At 69.9% G+C, this 14,542-nt stretch carries 10 protein-coding genes; 9 read left to right on the forward strand and 1 reads right to left on the reverse strand.

Annotated features, from left to right (window positions below; genetic code table 11):
* The first annotated feature begins 107 nt into the window (after positions 1 to 107).
* The 9 genes from guaB (at position 108) to G5B46_RS01735 (ending at position 12,547) form a co-directional block, all read left to right on the forward strand.
* Positions 108 to 1,571: an IMP dehydrogenase gene (gene guaB, locus G5B46_RS01695; RefSeq protein ID WP_165255510.1), complete on the forward strand. Its 1,464-nt coding sequence runs from the start codon at positions 108 to 110 to the stop codon at positions 1,569 to 1,571.
* Between the two features lie 3 nt (positions 1,572 to 1,574).
* A complete protein-coding gene (locus G5B46_RS01700) occupies positions 1,575 to 1,970 on the forward strand; it encodes an MAPEG family protein (RefSeq protein WP_165255511.1) in 396 nt (131 codons plus the stop codon).
* Positions 1,971 to 1,974: 4 nt separating this feature from the next.
* Positions 1,975 to 3,252: an RsmB/NOP family class I SAM-dependent RNA methyltransferase gene (locus G5B46_RS01705; RefSeq protein ID WP_165255513.1), complete on the forward strand. Its 1,278-nt coding sequence runs from the start codon at positions 1,975 to 1,977 to the stop codon at positions 3,250 to 3,252.
* A gap of 31 nt (positions 3,253 to 3,283) precedes the next feature.
* Positions 3,284 to 4,843 (forward strand): glutamine-hydrolyzing GMP synthase, encoded by a 1,560-nt coding sequence (gene guaA / locus G5B46_RS01710; RefSeq protein ID WP_165255514.1) that lies wholly within the window; start codon positions 3,284 to 3,286, stop codon positions 4,841 to 4,843.
* A 408-nt stretch (positions 4,844 to 5,251) separates the two neighbouring features.
* A complete protein-coding gene (locus G5B46_RS01715) occupies positions 5,252 to 6,643 on the forward strand; it encodes an SWIM zinc finger family protein (protein WP_205691422.1) in 1,392 nt (463 codons plus the stop codon).
* Positions 6,633 to 8,054, forward strand: coding sequence for a DUF5691 domain-containing protein (locus G5B46_RS01720; RefSeq protein WP_165255516.1), 1,422 nt, complete (start codon positions 6,633 to 6,635; stop codon positions 8,052 to 8,054). The genes G5B46_RS01715 and G5B46_RS01720 overlap by 11 nt, the downstream gene beginning before the upstream one ends.
* On the forward strand, positions 8,051 to 9,130 hold the full coding sequence (locus tag G5B46_RS01725; RefSeq protein WP_165255517.1) for an AAA family ATPase: 1,080 nt from the start codon (positions 8,051 to 8,053) through the stop codon (positions 9,128 to 9,130). The genes G5B46_RS01720 and G5B46_RS01725 overlap by 4 nt, the downstream gene beginning before the upstream one ends.
* On the forward strand, positions 9,093 to 11,378 hold the full coding sequence (locus tag G5B46_RS01730) for a DUF5682 family protein (RefSeq protein WP_205691423.1): 2,286 nt from the start codon (positions 9,093 to 9,095) through the stop codon (positions 11,376 to 11,378). The genes G5B46_RS01725 and G5B46_RS01730 overlap by 38 nt, the downstream gene beginning before the upstream one ends.
* Positions 11,375 to 12,547 (forward strand): VWA domain-containing protein, encoded by a 1,173-nt coding sequence (locus tag G5B46_RS01735; RefSeq protein ID WP_165255519.1) that lies wholly within the window; start codon positions 11,375 to 11,377, stop codon positions 12,545 to 12,547. Before G5B46_RS01730 ends, G5B46_RS01735 begins: the two co-directional genes overlap by 4 nt.
* 136 nt (positions 12,548 to 12,683) lie before the next feature.
* On the opposite strand, the gene G5B46_RS01740 is transcribed toward G5B46_RS01735, so the two are convergent.
* Positions 12,684 to 14,540 carry an NPCBM/NEW2 domain-containing protein gene (locus tag G5B46_RS01740; RefSeq protein WP_165255520.1) on the reverse strand — a complete coding sequence of 619 codons (1,857 nt, stop codon included), beginning with the start codon at positions 14,538 to 14,540 and terminating at the stop codon, positions 12,684 to 12,686.
* Positions 14,541 to 14,542: the final 2 nt, after the last annotated feature.

A 14,542-nucleotide genomic window follows, 5' to 3' on the forward strand; every position in this document is an offset into this window, starting at 1 on the left:
GTCGGCAAATCGGAAAGAGAAGAGGCAAGGGCGGCGAAATCCCCCAATCACCGCCTCGACAAACGCCCGCCTCGCGACTATACGAGCGCCGCAAAATGGAGAATCCGATGGAGATTCGCGAAGGGCTCACCTTCGACGACGTTTTGCTCGAACCTGGTCCGTCCGACGTCATGCCGACGCAAGTGACGACCGAGACCAAGTTCACGCGTGAAATCAGTCTGAACATCCCGCTCGTGTCCGCCGCCATGGACACGGTCACCGAAAGCCGTCTCGCCATCGCCATGGCGCAGGCCGGCGGCCTGGGCATCCTGCACCGCAACCTCTCCAACGAGGAGCAGGCCGACCACGTCCGCGAGGTCAAGCGCTACGAAAGCGGCATGGTCATCAACCCGCTGACCATCCACCCCGACACCACCCTGGCCGAGGTCCGCGAGATCACGGCCCGCCGCAAGATCTCGGGCTTCCCGGTGGTCGAGCGCGACACGGGCAAGCTGGTCGGCATCCTGACCAACCGCGACATGCGCTTCGAGGGCGACGCCAGCGTCCCGGCCTCGGCGCTGATGACCCGCGAGAACCTGATCACGGTCGGCGAGGGCGTGGATCACCGCGAGGCCCGCGAGCTTCTGCGCAAGCACAAGATCGAACGCCTGATCGTCGTGGACGAGGCCTATCGCGCCGTCGGCCTGATCACGGTGAAGGACATCGAGAAGGCCCAGGCTCACCCCCTGGCCGCCAAGGACGACAAGGGCCGCCTGCTGGTCGGCGCGGCCTCGACCGTCGGCGACGCCGGTTTCGAGCGCTCCATGGGCCTGGTGGACGCCGGCGTCGACGTCGTCGTCATCGACACCGCCCACGGCCACTCCAGCCAGGTCGCCGCGGCGGTTTCGCGCCTGAAGCGCGAAGCCAACCGCGTCCAGATCGTGGCCGGCAACATCGCCACCTATGACGCCGCGCGGGCCCTGATCGACGCCGGCGCCGATGCGGTGAAGGTGGGCATCGGCCCGGGCTCGATCTGCACCACCCGCATCGTGGCGGGCGTGGGCGTGCCGCAGCTGACCGCGATCATGGAAGCTGTTCGCGCCGGTCGCGAAGCCGGCGTGCCGATCATCGCCGACGGCGGCATCAAGTACTCGGGCGACCTGGCCAAGGCCATCGCCGCGGGCGCCTCGACCGCCATGATGGGCTCGATGTTCGCCGGCACCGAAGAGGCGCCGGGCGAGGTGTTCCTGTACCAGGGCCGCTCTTACAAGAGCTATCGCGGCATGGGTTCGGTGGGCGCCATGGCCCGCGGCTCGGCCGACCGTTACTTCCAGAAGGAAGTGACCGACAGCTTCAAGCTCGTTCCGGAAGGCATCGAGGGCCAGACCCCGTTCAAGGGTCCGATCTCGCCGGTGCTGCACCAGCTGGTCGGCGGTCTGCGCGCGGCCATGGGCTATGTCGGCGCGCCGACCATCCCCGAGCTGCAGGAACGCGCCCGCTTCGTCCGCATCACCGGCGCCGGCCTGCGTGAAAGCCACGTCCACGACGTGATGATCACGCGCGAGGCTCCGAACTATCCGAGCGCGGTCTAGGCCATGCAGATGGCCTTCGAGCTGCGGATGCTGGCGGTCGCGGTCGTCATCGGGCTGGTCCACCTCCTGTGGGCCAGCGCGGCGGCCCAGCCCCAGCGCGGCTTGAAGTGGAATGTCGGATCGCGGGAGACGCCGGTCGAGCTGACCGGCATGGCCGGGCGGCTCGAAAGGGCCTTCGCCAACTTCCGCGAGACGTTCCCGTTCTTCGTCGCCGCCGTGCTGGCCGCCTATCTGGGCGGCCGGCTCGGCGCGCTGACCGCTATCGGAACCGCGCTCTATGTCGGCGCCCGGGCGGTCTATGTCCTTCTCTATGCGTTCGGCGTGCCGGTCGTTCGCAGCCTGGTCTGGGTCGCCTCGATGGCGGGCCTGGGCTTGGTCCTTCTGGCGTTGGTGATTTAGCTCCATGCGTGACGGAGGACGGGTTTCCGCGGCGATCGAGGTTCTGACCGAGATCGAGACGCGGCATTTCCCTGTGAAGATGGCGCTCAAGCGCTGGGGCGAAGCCGCGCGCTACGCCGGCTCCAAGGATCGGGCCTTCGTCTCGGGCCTTGTGCTCGACGCCCTGCGCCGCAAGCGCTCGCTGGGCTGGATGATGGGCGAGCCCGCCGCGCGCGGCGTGGTGCTGGGCGTCCTGGCCTTCGTCTGGAAGTGGCCTGCCGAGCGTATCGCCGAGGCCGCTTCGGAAGAGCACGGCTTTGGCGCGCTGACCGGGGCCGAGCAGGCCCGCCTGAAGGATCCGGTATCGCTGGACGGCGCCCCCGCGCCCGTGGCCGGCGACTATCCCGACTGGCTGGAGCCGCACCTGGCCCGCGCCCTGGGCGCCGACCAGGCCGTCGAGATGGCCGCGCTGTCCGAGCGTGCGCCGGTCGACCTGCGGATCAACACGCTGAAGACCGACGCCGAACGCGGCGCCAAGGCTCTGGCCCCGATCAACGCCGCGCCGGCGGGGATCCTGCCGACCGCCTTCCGTATTCCCGCGCCCGCCGCCGCTGACCGCACGCCGTCCGTCGAGGCGGTTCCGGCCTTCTCCAAGGGCTGGTTCGAGGTCCAGGACCTGGGCTCGCAGATCGCCGCCGCCGTGGCCGGCGCGGTCAAGGGCAAGCAGGTGCTCGATTTCTGCGCCGGGGGCGGGGGTAAGACACTGGCCCTGGCCGCCGCCATGGGCAACAGCGGCCAGATCTTCGCCCATGACGCCGACGCGCGCCGCCTGGCCGACACCATCCGTCGCGGCCAGAGGGCTGGGGTGCGCAACCTGCAGATCCGCTCGCCGATCGAGGCCGAGCCGCTGAAGGGTCTGGAAGGCAAGATCGACGTCGTCTTCGTCGACGCGCCCTGCACCGGCGCGGGCACGTGGCGGCGCCACCCCGACGCCAAGTGGCGCCTGTCGCCCGACCAGCTGGCCAAGCGCCAGATCGAGCAGGACAGCGTCATGGAGGACGCCTCCACCTTCGTGAAGGCCGGCGGCCGGATGATCTACGTCACCTGCTCGCTGCTGACCGAGGAGAACGAGGACCGCGTCGCGGCCTTCCTCGATCGCCACCCCGAATTCACCGTCAAGCCGATCGCCCTGGACGGCGTCACGCACGTGACCCCGGAAGGCTATCTGCGCCTGACCCCGCACCGCGCCGGTACGGACGGCTTCTTCGCCGCCGTGCTCGAGCGCTCGACCTACGCGCCGTAACGCCCTGACCGACACGCTGGAGACCTTGCCGATGACCACCGAAACCCACCACCAGCGCGTCCTGATCGTCGATTTCGGCAGCCAGGTGACCCAGCTGATCGCGCGCCGGGTGCGCGAGGCCGGCGTCTATTGCGAGATCCATCCGTTCGACAAGGCTGAAGCGCTGGTCGACGACTACCAGCCCTCGGCGATCATCCTGTCGGGCGGCCCGGCCAGCGTGCTGGAGGCCGACAGCCCCCGCATCGGCCGCAAGCTGTTCGACCTGGGCCTGCCGATGCTGGCCATCTGCTACGGCCAGCAACTGCTGTGCGACGTGCTCGGCGGCAAGGTCGAGGGCGGCCACGCCGGTGAGTTCGGCCGCGCCGAACTGACCATCGGCAAGGCGAGCCCGCTGTTCGAGGGCCTGGCCGGCGTGGGCGAGGTGGAAACCGTCTGGATGAGCCACGGCGACCGCGTCACGGCCATCCCCGAAGGCTTCGAGGTGGTGGGCACCTCGAACGGCGCGCCTTTCGCCGCCATCGCCAACGACGCCAAGAAGATCTACGCGCTGCAGTTCCACCCCGAGGTCTACCACACCGTCAACGGCCCGCAGATCTACAGGAACTTCCTGGCCCTGGCCGGCCTGAAGGGCGACTGGACCATGGCGGCCTTCCGCCAGGAGATGGTCCAGAAGATCCGCGACCAGGTCGGTGACGGCAAGGTGATCTGCGGCCTGTCGGGCGGCGTCGACAGCTCTGTGGCCGCCGTGCTGATCCACGAGGCCATCGGCGACCAACTGACCTGCGTGTTCGTCGACACCGGTCTTCTGCGCAAGAACGAGGCCGACCAGGTCGTCACCCTGTTCCGCGACCACTACAACATCCCGCTGGTCCACGTGGACGCCGGCGACCTGTTCCTGGGCGAGCTGGCCGGCGTCTCCGACCCCGAGACCAAGCGCAAGACCATCGGCAAGCTGTTCATCGACGTCTTCGACAAGGAAGCCGCCAAGATCGACGGCGCCCAGTTCCTGGCCCAGGGCACCCTCTATCCCGACGTCGTCGAGAGCGTCTCGGCCCGCGGCGGCCCGTCGGCCGTGATCAAGAGCCACCACAACGTGGGCGGCCTGCCGGACTACATGAAGCTCAAGCTGGTCGAGCCGCTGCGCGAGCTCTTCAAGGACGAGGTCCGCGCCCTGGGCGTCGAGCTGGGTCTGGCGCCGGCCTTCGTCGGCCGCCATCCGTTCCCCGGCCCGGGCCTGGCCATCCGCATCCCGGGAGAGATCACGCCCGAGAAGGTCAAGGTGCTGCAGGACGCCGACGCCATCTATCTCGAAGAGATCCGCAACGCCGGCCTCTACGACAAGATCTGGCAGGCATTCGCCGTGCTTCTTCCCGTCAAGACGGTTGGGGTCATGGGGGATGCGCGCACCTACGAGAACGTCCTGGCCCTGCGCGCGGTCACCTCGACCGACGGCATGACCGCCGACTTCTTCGAGTTCCCCTGGGAGATCCTCGGCAAGACCGCCACCCGGATCATCAACGAGGTCCGCGGCGTCAATCGCGTCGTCTACGACGTGACCAGCAAGCCGCCCGGCACGATCGAGTGGGAGTGATCAAGGAAGGCGCTTTCAGCGCCTTCTTTTTTGTCTCCAACCCGGACGCCCGCTTGGCGCATAGCCTCAAAACGCCTTGATCTCAGAGCCGTTGTCGGTCGGTGACGGTAAATTGCGCCTGCCCTTCCGGGCTGTAAAAAAAAGGGGGCTTTCGGGCGGGGAGGGTAGTGGTTTTGGAGGGCGATCAGGCGGGGTTTCGGGCCGGCGAGATCGGGTCGGACGACGTCGGCAGACGGCTTGTTCGCGAAGTAATGGAAGCGTCTCGGTCTGGCGCGGTTCCGCCCTAGGCCCAGGCGTGTTCTGGATGCCCCAACTAGAAGGCGAGACGACGCATCCTGTCGTGCGATCTTAGCTTGTATCCTTCGCGACCCGGTCAGTAGTCTGCAGCCCAGAGTCGGGGGAGTGATGGTGGCGCTGTCGCGCAGCGAGATCGAGGCGATGGCGCCGGACCAGAGCGCGCTGAAGGCGGCCGCAGGGCTGCTTAAGCCCGCTAAATGGTCTTCTCGGGGCGCGTCGGGCGGCCTCATCTGGGGTGAGTGCCTGGGCTCCGGAGCAAACCCCTATCGGGTCGCGGCCGATACGATCGATATCGGCAGCAAGTGCACCTGTCCGTCGCGCAAGTTTCCGTGCAAGCACGCTATCGCTCTGATGTGGCTGCATGTCGATGAGCCAAGCGCGTTTGCACCGGCCGAGATCCCCGATTGGGTCAGCGACTGGATGGGGCGGCGGCGCAAGTCGTCCGGAACGGCTCCGCCCACCGCCGCCGCAAGGCCGACGCCGGGCCCCAAGAGCCTGGAGGCTGCGACCGCCGAAGAGGTCGTCGAGGCGCTGGATCCCGCCGCCGAGGCCAAGCGCAAGGCCGCGGCCGAGAGGCGGGCGGCCGATGTCCGGCGGCAGGTCGAGGCGGGGCTGGACGATCTGGAGCTCTGGATCTCCGACCAACTTCGCACCGGTCTGGGCGCGTTCCTCGCCGAGATGGGCGAGCGCTGCCGGCGGATCGCCGCCCGCCTGGTCGACGCCAAGGCGGGGGCCTTGGCCAGCCGGCTGGACGAGACGCCGTCGCGCCTGCTGCAGTTGCCGGCGGAGGAGCGGATCGATGCGGCCATCGTCGAGCTCGGGAAGCTGACGTTGCTGGCCAGGGCCTGGCGCGCGGCGCCCGAAGATCCGGAACTGCGGCGCGAGGTGATCGCCACCGAGACCCGCGAGGAGCTGATCGCCGCGCCCGACGCGCTGCGCCACGCCGGGGTGTGGGAGGTGCTTGGAGAGCAGATCGCCACCCGCCGCGACGGGCTGGTCAGCGTCTCGACGTGGCTCCTGAATACAGCCGCGGAAGGGCCGCGCTTCGCCCTGCTGCTTGACTATTTCCCGGCCTCGGCCGGGCGGCGCAGCGGCGCCTTCGCGGCCGGCGGCCGTTTCAGCGCTGAGCTGGTGTTCTACCCGGCGCGAGCGCCCCTCAGGGCGCTGATCGTCGAACGTCTGGAGACCGAGGCCTCGTCGCCGGACGGCCAGACCTGGCCCGAAGCTGCGACCAGCGATCCGCTGGCCTCCTATGCCGAAACCCTGCTGGCCGCGCCCTGGTCGCTGGCCGCGCCGGTGGTCCTGCCGCCCGGCCGCATCGCCGAGGACGCCGCGGGGCGACCCTGGTGGCTGGGAGAGGGCGGCGCGCTGCCGCTGGAGGGCGCGGCTCCCGACGTGTCGCTGGGGGCTCGGCTCGACGGCGCGGCGGGTCTCTGGAACGGGGCGAGGCTTAAGCTGCTGGCGGCGCGGACCAATTGGGGGCGGGTCGGCTTTGACGCTTGAACTGGAAGACCATCTCGCGCGCATCCGGGGCGCCTGGATGTCGGGCCGCGGGGCGGCGGATTACGCGCCGGCGGCGTGGCGTGACGCTGTGGGGCAGGGCGTGGGCTCGGAAGCCGCCCTGGTCGCCCTGGCCGGCCAGGCGCTGCAGGTGCTGTTCCGGCCGGCCGCGCCACCTCTGACGCCGCGCGCGCTGCTGCCGACCTTGTCGTCGCCGACGCCGCCGGAGGCGACCCGCGCCCGTATCCGCCGCATTCTCGCGACGCGCCGGACGGAGGAGGGCGGCGCGGCGCCCCTGGTCCGCTTTCTGGCCGCTCGCGGCTATGTCATGCACCCGGCCGACTGGCTGCCGCGCGCGACCGACGACTGGACGCCCGCCGTCTATTCGCCATGGGTGGCCTGGGCGGCTTCGGAAGCCAAGGCTTCCCTGAGCTCCCTTACCGCCGACAACTGGGACGATTGGCCCTGGGCCGAGCGGCGGGTCGCCCTGATCGCCCTGCGCCGAGCCGAGCCGGCGGCCGCGCGGGCGCTGATCGCCGCCAAGGCCGGCGGCGAGGCGGCCGAGCGCCGTCTGAAGGTGCTGGAGATCCTGGAAGAAAGGCTGTCGTCCGACGACGCGTCGGTGCTGGGCGGTTTCGCCGGCGATCGCTCCGAACGGGTTCAGGCCCTGATCCGCCGACTGCTGGCGCGGCTGGGGCAGGGCGAAGGCGACGTCTCGTCCGCCCAGGAACTGGCCGCAATGATGGAGCTAGGCCGTGTCGGCCTGATCAAGCGCCGCAACCAGCTCAAGTTGAGGCCTCTGAAGACCCAGGCGCAGGAGAGCCGCAGGATCAACCTGCTCGGCCAGGTAACCTTGGCCGACCTGGCCAGGGCTCTGGCCGTGGATGAGAAGGCCCTTCTGGAAAGCATGCCCGTCGGCGAGCCGTGGGTATTGAACAGCTTCATGACCATGGTCGAGGAGACCGCTTCGCCGGCAGCTTGGCGCGCCTTGTTCGACCTGGCGCTGCAAGAGGCCGACGCGCCGGTCGAAATGGTCGCCTTGCTGGCCCGGCGGGCCTCGCCGGAAGAGCGGCGCGTGGCCTTGCCGATCGTCCTGGCGCGGGAGGGCGTCTCGAGCTTCCGGAGCAGTCTCGCGGTAGCCGGTGATCTGCTGGGCGAAACGGGCCGCGGGGCCCTGGCGTCGTCGCCCGGCTACAAGGAACTGCTCGCGCTCGTCGCGGCCAGCCTTTCGGAAGATAACCGCATCGCAGCGCAGCCTCTGTCCGTGGGCCTGGCCAATCTTGGTCTGCTGCTCGACCGCATCGCCGCCCAGGCGGTGATCGACGCTTGCGTCGCGGCCGGGCTTTCAGCCGCCGATCCGCGGCTTGATCCGCTGCATCTCAACATCGCCCTCGAACCGGAGCGTCAGACTTGACCGATATTCTGCGACTGCCCGCGGAGACGACCTACGCCGCCGAGCTCGAGGCCCTGAAGCGCAAGGACGACGCGCCGACCCCGCGCGGCTGGGCGCTGTCGCCCAAGGCCGTGGTCACCTACCTGATGGGCGGCAAGGCGGCGGACGGCACGCCGATCAGCGCCAAGTACGTCGGCGACCGCCGGCTGATCGAGACAGCCGTGGCGACGCTGGCCACCGACCGGGCGCTGCTTCTGCTTGGCGTGCCGGGCACAGCCAAGTCCTGGGTGTCGGAGCATCTGGCGGCGGGGATCTGCGGCGACTCCAGCCTGGTGATCCAGTGCACCGCCGGCACTGACGAGAACCAGATCCGCTATGGCTGGAACTACGCCCAACTGCTGGCGAACGGCCCGTCGCGCGAGGCCCTGGTGCCGACGCCGCTCTATCGGGCGATGGAGACCGGCAAGCTGTGTCGCCTGGAGGAGCTGACCCGTATGGGCTCGGACGTGCAGGACACGCTGATCACTGTGCTGTCCGAGAAGATGATGCCGATCCCGGAGCTGAACGACGCCGTCTATGCACGGCGCGGCTTCAACCTGATCGCAACGGCCAACAACCGCGACAAGGGCGTGAACGAGCTGTCCTCGGCGCTCAAGCGACGCTTCAACGTGGTGGTGCTGCCGCTGCCGGACGACATGGATGAAGAGATCGCCATCGTCACGCGCCGCGTCGGCGAGATGGCTCTGAGCCTCGATCTGCCCGCGCCCAAGAATGTGGCCGAGGAGGTCGCGCGCGTCGTCTCGATCTTCCGCGAGCTGCGCGGCGGATCCACCATCGACGGCAAGGTGACGCTGAAGACGCCCTCCGGCTCGTTGTCGACCGCCGAGGCGATCGCCGTCACCGTCGGCGGCCTCAGCCAGGCGGCCCATTTCGACGGCGGCAAGCTCAATGCAGAGGGGCTGGCGCCCAGCCTGCTCGGCGCCATCGTGAAGGATCCGGTGCAGGACAAGATCGTGCTCGAAGAGTACCTCGAAGCGGTCCTGAAGAAGCGCCCGGACTATGCGGGCTACTATCGCGCGCTGGTCGACCTGGTCTGATCGCGTGGCGGCGGACGTCCATTATTTCGGGATCCGGCACCATGGACCGGGATCGGCACGCCGGCTTCTCGACGCCCTGGGAGCGCTGCGCCCGACAACGGTTCTGATCGAGGGGCCGTCGGACGCGTCGGACCTGCTGCCGATGCTGGCCGACCCGGCCATGGTCCCTCCGGTGGCGCTGCTGGTCTATGCCTCGGACGATCCGGCGCGGGCCGCGTTCTGGCCGTTCGCCGTCTATTCGCCGGAATATCAGGCCGCCTGCTGGGCGGTGCGCAACGGCGCGGCCGTGCGGTTCATCGACGTCCCCGCCGCTTGGGGGTTAGCGTCCGGCGATGAGCCGGCTTCTGAACCAGAGGCTGAACCGAGCGATGCGGCCGAAGCGCCCGTGGATGAGATCGCCGTGCGGCTGGAACGGGACCCGATCGGACTTCTGGCCGAAGCCGGCGGCTACCAGGACGGTGAAAGCTGGTGGCGGGACGTCATCGAGGAGAGCCCGGCGTCCGACGCCGTCTTCGCCGCCGTCGCCGACGCCATGGCGGCCTTGCGCGACGCCGCGCCGCCCGCCGAGGGGCGTGAGGCCCTGCGTGAGGCGCACATGCGGCTGGAGATCGCCAAGGCCGCCAAGGAGCAGGAGGGGGTGGTGGCCGTCGTCTGCGGCGCCTGGCACGAGCCGGCGCTGAAGGCCAAGGTTCCGCTGTCGCAGGATCGAGACCTGCTGAAGAGCGCGCCAAAGCAGAAGACAAGCGCCACCTGGGCCCCCTGGACCTCGCCGCGCCTGGCGTTCCAGAGCGGCTACGCCGCCGGGGTCACCGCGCCCGGCTGGTGCGGCCACCTGTGGGAGACGCCGCGCGAGGAGGTGACGGTCCGCTGGCTGGGCCGCATCGTCCAGGCGCTGCGCGAAGCCGGCCACATCGCCTCGACCGCCTCGCTGATCGAGGCCCAGCGCCTGGCGGTCGCCCTGGCGGCGATGCGCGACCGCCCGCATCCCGGCTTCGAGGAGCTGCGCGAGGCGGCGATCGCCTGCCTCTGCCATGGTGAGCGGCTGGTCTGGGAGACCATCGCCGCCAAGCTGCTGCTGGGCGACGCCGTCGGCGAGATCTCACCTGACGTGCCTCTGGCCCCGCTGATCGAAGATCTTCAGCGCGAGCAGCGCCGCACCCGGCTCAAGCCTGAGGCGCTGGAGCGCGAACTGGCCATCGACCTGCGCAGCGAGGGCGGGCTGGATCGTTCGACCCTGCTGCATCGGCTGTTGATCCTGGGCGTCCCCTGGGGGCGGCAGGTCGACGCCGGCCGCAGTCGGGGCACATTCCGCGAGCGCTGGCAGCTGCGCTGGGAGCCCGAGTTCGTTGTCCGCCTGGTTGAGAACCTGGTCTACGGCCCGACCCTGGCCCGCGCCGCCGCAGGCCGCCTGACCGCGCATTTCGCCGAGGCGGCGGACCTGCCGGCGCTTTGCGGCCTGACCCTGTCGGCGCTGACGGCCCAACTGCCCGACGCCGCACATGCCGGGGTCGAGCGGATCGAGCATCGCGTGGCCCTGACCAGCGACTGCGGCGAGCTGCTGTCTTCCCTGGCCCCGCTGGGCGACATCGTCCGCTACGGCCAAGCCCGACGCACCGACGCGGTGCAATTGGAGACCCTGTTCGTCCGGATCCTGTCGCAGGGCGCTCTGGCCCTGCCGTACGCGGTCAGAGGGCTGGACGCCGAAGCGGCCAAGCTTCTGCGCTCGGCGCTGCTGGCGGCCGACGCTGCGGCGGTGTTGGCTGAGGCCGACCTGACCGACTGGCGCGCGGCGCTGTCGACGGTGGTCGAGGACGAGCAGGCCGCGCCGCTGCTGGCCGGCGTCGCCGCGCGGTTGCTCTACGAGGCCGGGACGATCATGCCCGAGGCGGCCGCGGACCTGCTTGGCCGCATGTTGTCGCCTGGTCGGGCCGTGGCGGACGCCGCCGGGTTCTTCGAAGGTTTCTTCGACGGCGCCGGCGAGCGGCTGATCTACGACCCGGGCCTGCGGGCGGCGGTCGACCGCTGGATGCAGGAGCTGGAGGCGGAGGATTTCACCGCCTTCCTGCCGTTGTTCCGGCGCGCGCTGGGCAATCTGGACCGCATGCAGCGGCGGCGCTTGCTGGACGCCGTCTTTGGGCGGGGCGGGGCGGGTCTGCAGGGGCGGGCTGCGGCCGCCGACGCCGAGGCGATCTGGCCCGCGCATTTCCAGCGCCTGACCGACATCCTGACCGCGAGGCCGGCTCAATGAACGAGGAACGCGAACGCCGCTGGCGGCTGGCCGTCGGCGGCGAGGACGAGGCCTTGCCGGCCGGGGACGATCAGCGGCTCTCCAGCGCCCTGACCATGCTCTATGGAGAGGGGGAGGGGCCCGGTGGCGGCGGCAAGGGGCGCGGCGGCCTGGGGCGGTCGGCGCCGAGCGTCGCGCGCTGGCTGGGCGACATCCGCCAATTCTTCCCGACACCCGTGGTCCAGGTGGTGCAGAGGGACGCCATGGACCGGTTGGGCCTGCAGCAGATGCTGCTCGAGCCCGAACTGCTCGGTGCGGTCGAGGCGGACGTCAATCTCGTCGCCACCCTGGTGAGCCTGCGCAACGTAATGCCGGCCAAGACCAAGGCCATCGCCCGCGAGGTCATCGCCAAGGTCGTCGCCGCGCTGATGGAGCGCCTGGAGCAGAAGACCGCCGAGGCCGTGCGCGGAGCGGTCGATCGTGGCCGCCGTACCGGGCGTCCGCGCTTCTCCGACATCGACTGGCCGCGCACCATCCAGGCCAATCTGCGGCACTATCAACCCGAGCATCGCTCCGTGGTGCCGGAACGACTGATCGGCTTCATGCGGCGTCAGCGTCGGCTGGTGGATCTGGACGAGGTCGTGCTCTGCGTCGACCAGTCCGGCTCGATGGCGCCGTCGGTGGTCTACGCCTCGATCTTCGCCGCCGTCATGGCCTCGCTGCCAACGGTGAAGATCAAGCTAGTCTGCTTCGACACCGCCATCCTGGATTTGACCGAGGATCTGGCCGATCCGGTGGAAGTGCTGTTCGGCGTCCAGTTGGGCGGCGGCACCGACATCAACCAGGCGGTCGGATACTGCGAAAGCCGGATCGAGCGTCCGGCAAAGTCGCACTTGATCCTGATCACTGACCTGTACGAGGGCGGCGACAGCGAGGCGCTGGTCGCCCGACTGGCGCGGCTGGTCGCCTCCGGCGTCAACGTCATCACCCTGCTGGCGCTCAGCGACGAGGGCCGTCCGGCCTACGATCCGCAACTGTCCGGCCGAGTGGCGGCGTTGGGCGTGCCGGTTTTCGCCTGCACACCTGATCAGTTCCCCGACCTGATGGCCGCCGCTTTGAAGCGCGAGGACGTACTGGCCTGGGCGGCCAAGGCGGACATCAAGGCGGTCCGGTCCAGCGACCAGGGATAACGAGATCGGTCCGGACGAAATCGGTTCGTCCCGATGTCCGGATGACGGAGTGATCGCAGAGCCGGAAACTGGCGCGCTTCGGCCCCGCCTCACATCATTTCGGCCGGCCCATCACCCACGGCTCGTCCTTCGTCTCCTAGCGAGCCAGCTTGGCGCCGCCCCAGGCGACGGCGGGAGGAGGGCCTTCGCCGTGCGCGACGGCCACCAGTTCCAGCGTCCGGACGCCTTGGAGCCGCGCGGTGAGGTCGACCGGGGGCTGGCCTCGACGCAGGGGCTTGCTGCGGGCGAGGAGCTGGCCGTCGCCATAGACCAGGAACCGCACCTCGCCGAGCGCCGACGGCGAGGCGTCGTCGACGCCGACCCTGGCCGAGAAGCGCTTGAACTCGGCTTCGGCGCGCACCTCCAGGCGGGAGTTGGCGAGAACGCCGACACCGTGCGGGATGGTGCGCCCGGCGACCGTAAGCGGCGTGCGGTAGGGCGAGGCGTCGATCTGGGCGCCGCCCGGGCGTCCCGCGGCGTCGGCCGGACCGTCGAAGCCGTCGGCGGGCGGCGCCCAGGTCGGCTCCTGCGCCACGTGGATGCGCGCGGGCATTTCTGACAGCAGCACCGAGCCGGCGGAGGCCGTGTCGCGGGTCTCGAACACCAGGGTCTCGTGCGGGCCAAGCTCGAAGCGGCGCCCGCCCTTGAAGGGCGGCAGATCCGCCTTGCTCCAGAGATCGCGCAGGGCGATCGGGACGTCGGCGGCCAGCCGCAGGTGCTGGCTGCTTAGGGTGGCGCCGGCCGGTTTGTCGCCGCGATTGAGCAGGGCCACCGCAGTGCGGCCGCCGCTCAGGGTTTTGACCAGGATCTGCACGTCGCCTTGGTGGGCCGCCAGAGCCGCCTGGTTGCCCAGCGGGTCCTGGTTGACGGCGATGAGGTCGGCGTTGCCCCAGATGTCGAGCAAGGACCTGGGCGCGTCGCGCAGGTCATAGCCGATCAGCAGCGGCGCATTGACCATGGCCCACAGCGTGAAGTGGCTCCTGGCCTCGGTCAGGTGGGCTTCGTCAAAATCGCCGGCGCCGATGAACAGCATGTCCGGGTCGTTCCAGGCGCCGGGGCGGGCGTAGAGCGTGCGGGTGGCGACGCTGTCGAACGAGCGCAGCATCGAGCTCCACCTGGACCCGATGTCGGGGCTGGTGCGCCAGAGGTTGCCGACCTGGCCGCCCCAGGCGCGCACGTCGCCTCGGCCCCAGGTGCAGATCGAAAAGACGTAGTCGCCATCGGGGCTGTGCCTGGCGATCGACTGGCCGACCTCGAGATAGAGGTCGCGCACGGCTTGGGAGCGGTCCGCCGTCGGATCCTTGCGCACGATCAGCGGGTCGCTCGGGCGATAGCCGTTCTTGGCGACCACGGCGGAGCCCGGGGCGTAGTCGGCCAGGCCGCAGGCGTCGACCTTGACGTAGTCGAAGCCCCATTCGCCGAAGAACAGGCCGATGTCCTGGTCGACATGGCCCTCAAGGCCGACCTCGCGTTCCTGCACGGTTCCCACCGGCAGGTTCGGCGACTTCAGGTCCCAGGCTTGCGAGCAGGCGTTGCGGCCGACGTCGGTATAGATGCCGGCCTTGAAACCCATGGCGTGCATGCGGTCGACGAACGGCTTGAACGAGGCCTCGCCGCCGTCCTTGGGCGTGGCGCTCGGAAACAGCGCCGTGCGGATCTGCAGCCGGCCGTCGGAGGTTCGGCGCTGGAGCCACCAGCCGTCGTCGAGATTGACGTACCTGTAGCCGAGCCTGGCCAGGCCCGTATCACGCAGGGCCTGGGCCGAGCCCATGACCTTGGCCTCGTCCACTTCGGTGCGGAAGGCGTTCCAGGCGTTCCAGCCCATGGGCGGGGTGGCGGCGGCGCCCATGCGCGGCGCGGTCCAGCGACCGGTCGGTTGCAGGCCGTCCTGGGCGAGGGCCGGGGAGGCGGCGAGAAGGCTTGCCGCGGAGGCGATCAGGAGTTTGCGCAGCACGT

This window comes from Caulobacter sp. 602-2, from assembly GCF_011043625.1.
In the GTDB taxonomy this organism is placed as follows: domain Bacteria; phylum Pseudomonadota; class Alphaproteobacteria; order Caulobacterales; family Caulobacteraceae; genus Caulobacter.

Bases quoted from the DNA above. Each gene is read 5' to 3' on its own strand.
- guaB (WP_165255510.1), top strand. From the start codon at position 108: ATGGAGATTCGCGAAGGGCTCACCTTCGACGACGTTTTGCTCGAACCT.
- G5B46_RS01700 (WP_165255511.1), top strand. From the start codon at position 1,575: ATGCAGATGGCCTTCGAGCTGCGGATGCTGGCGGTCGCGGTCGTCATC.
- G5B46_RS01705 (WP_165255513.1), top strand. From the start codon at position 1,975: ATGCGTGACGGAGGACGGGTTTCCGCGGCGATCGAGGTTCTGACCGAG.
- guaA (WP_165255514.1), top strand. From the start codon at position 3,284: ATGACCACCGAAACCCACCACCAGCGCGTCCTGATCGTCGATTTCGGC.
- G5B46_RS01730 (WP_205691423.1), top strand. From the start codon at position 9,093: ATGCGGGCTACTATCGCGCGCTGGTCGACCTGGTCTGATCGCGTGGCG.
- G5B46_RS01735 (WP_165255519.1), top strand. From the start codon at position 11,375: ATGAACGAGGAACGCGAACGCCGCTGGCGGCTGGCCGTCGGCGGCGAG.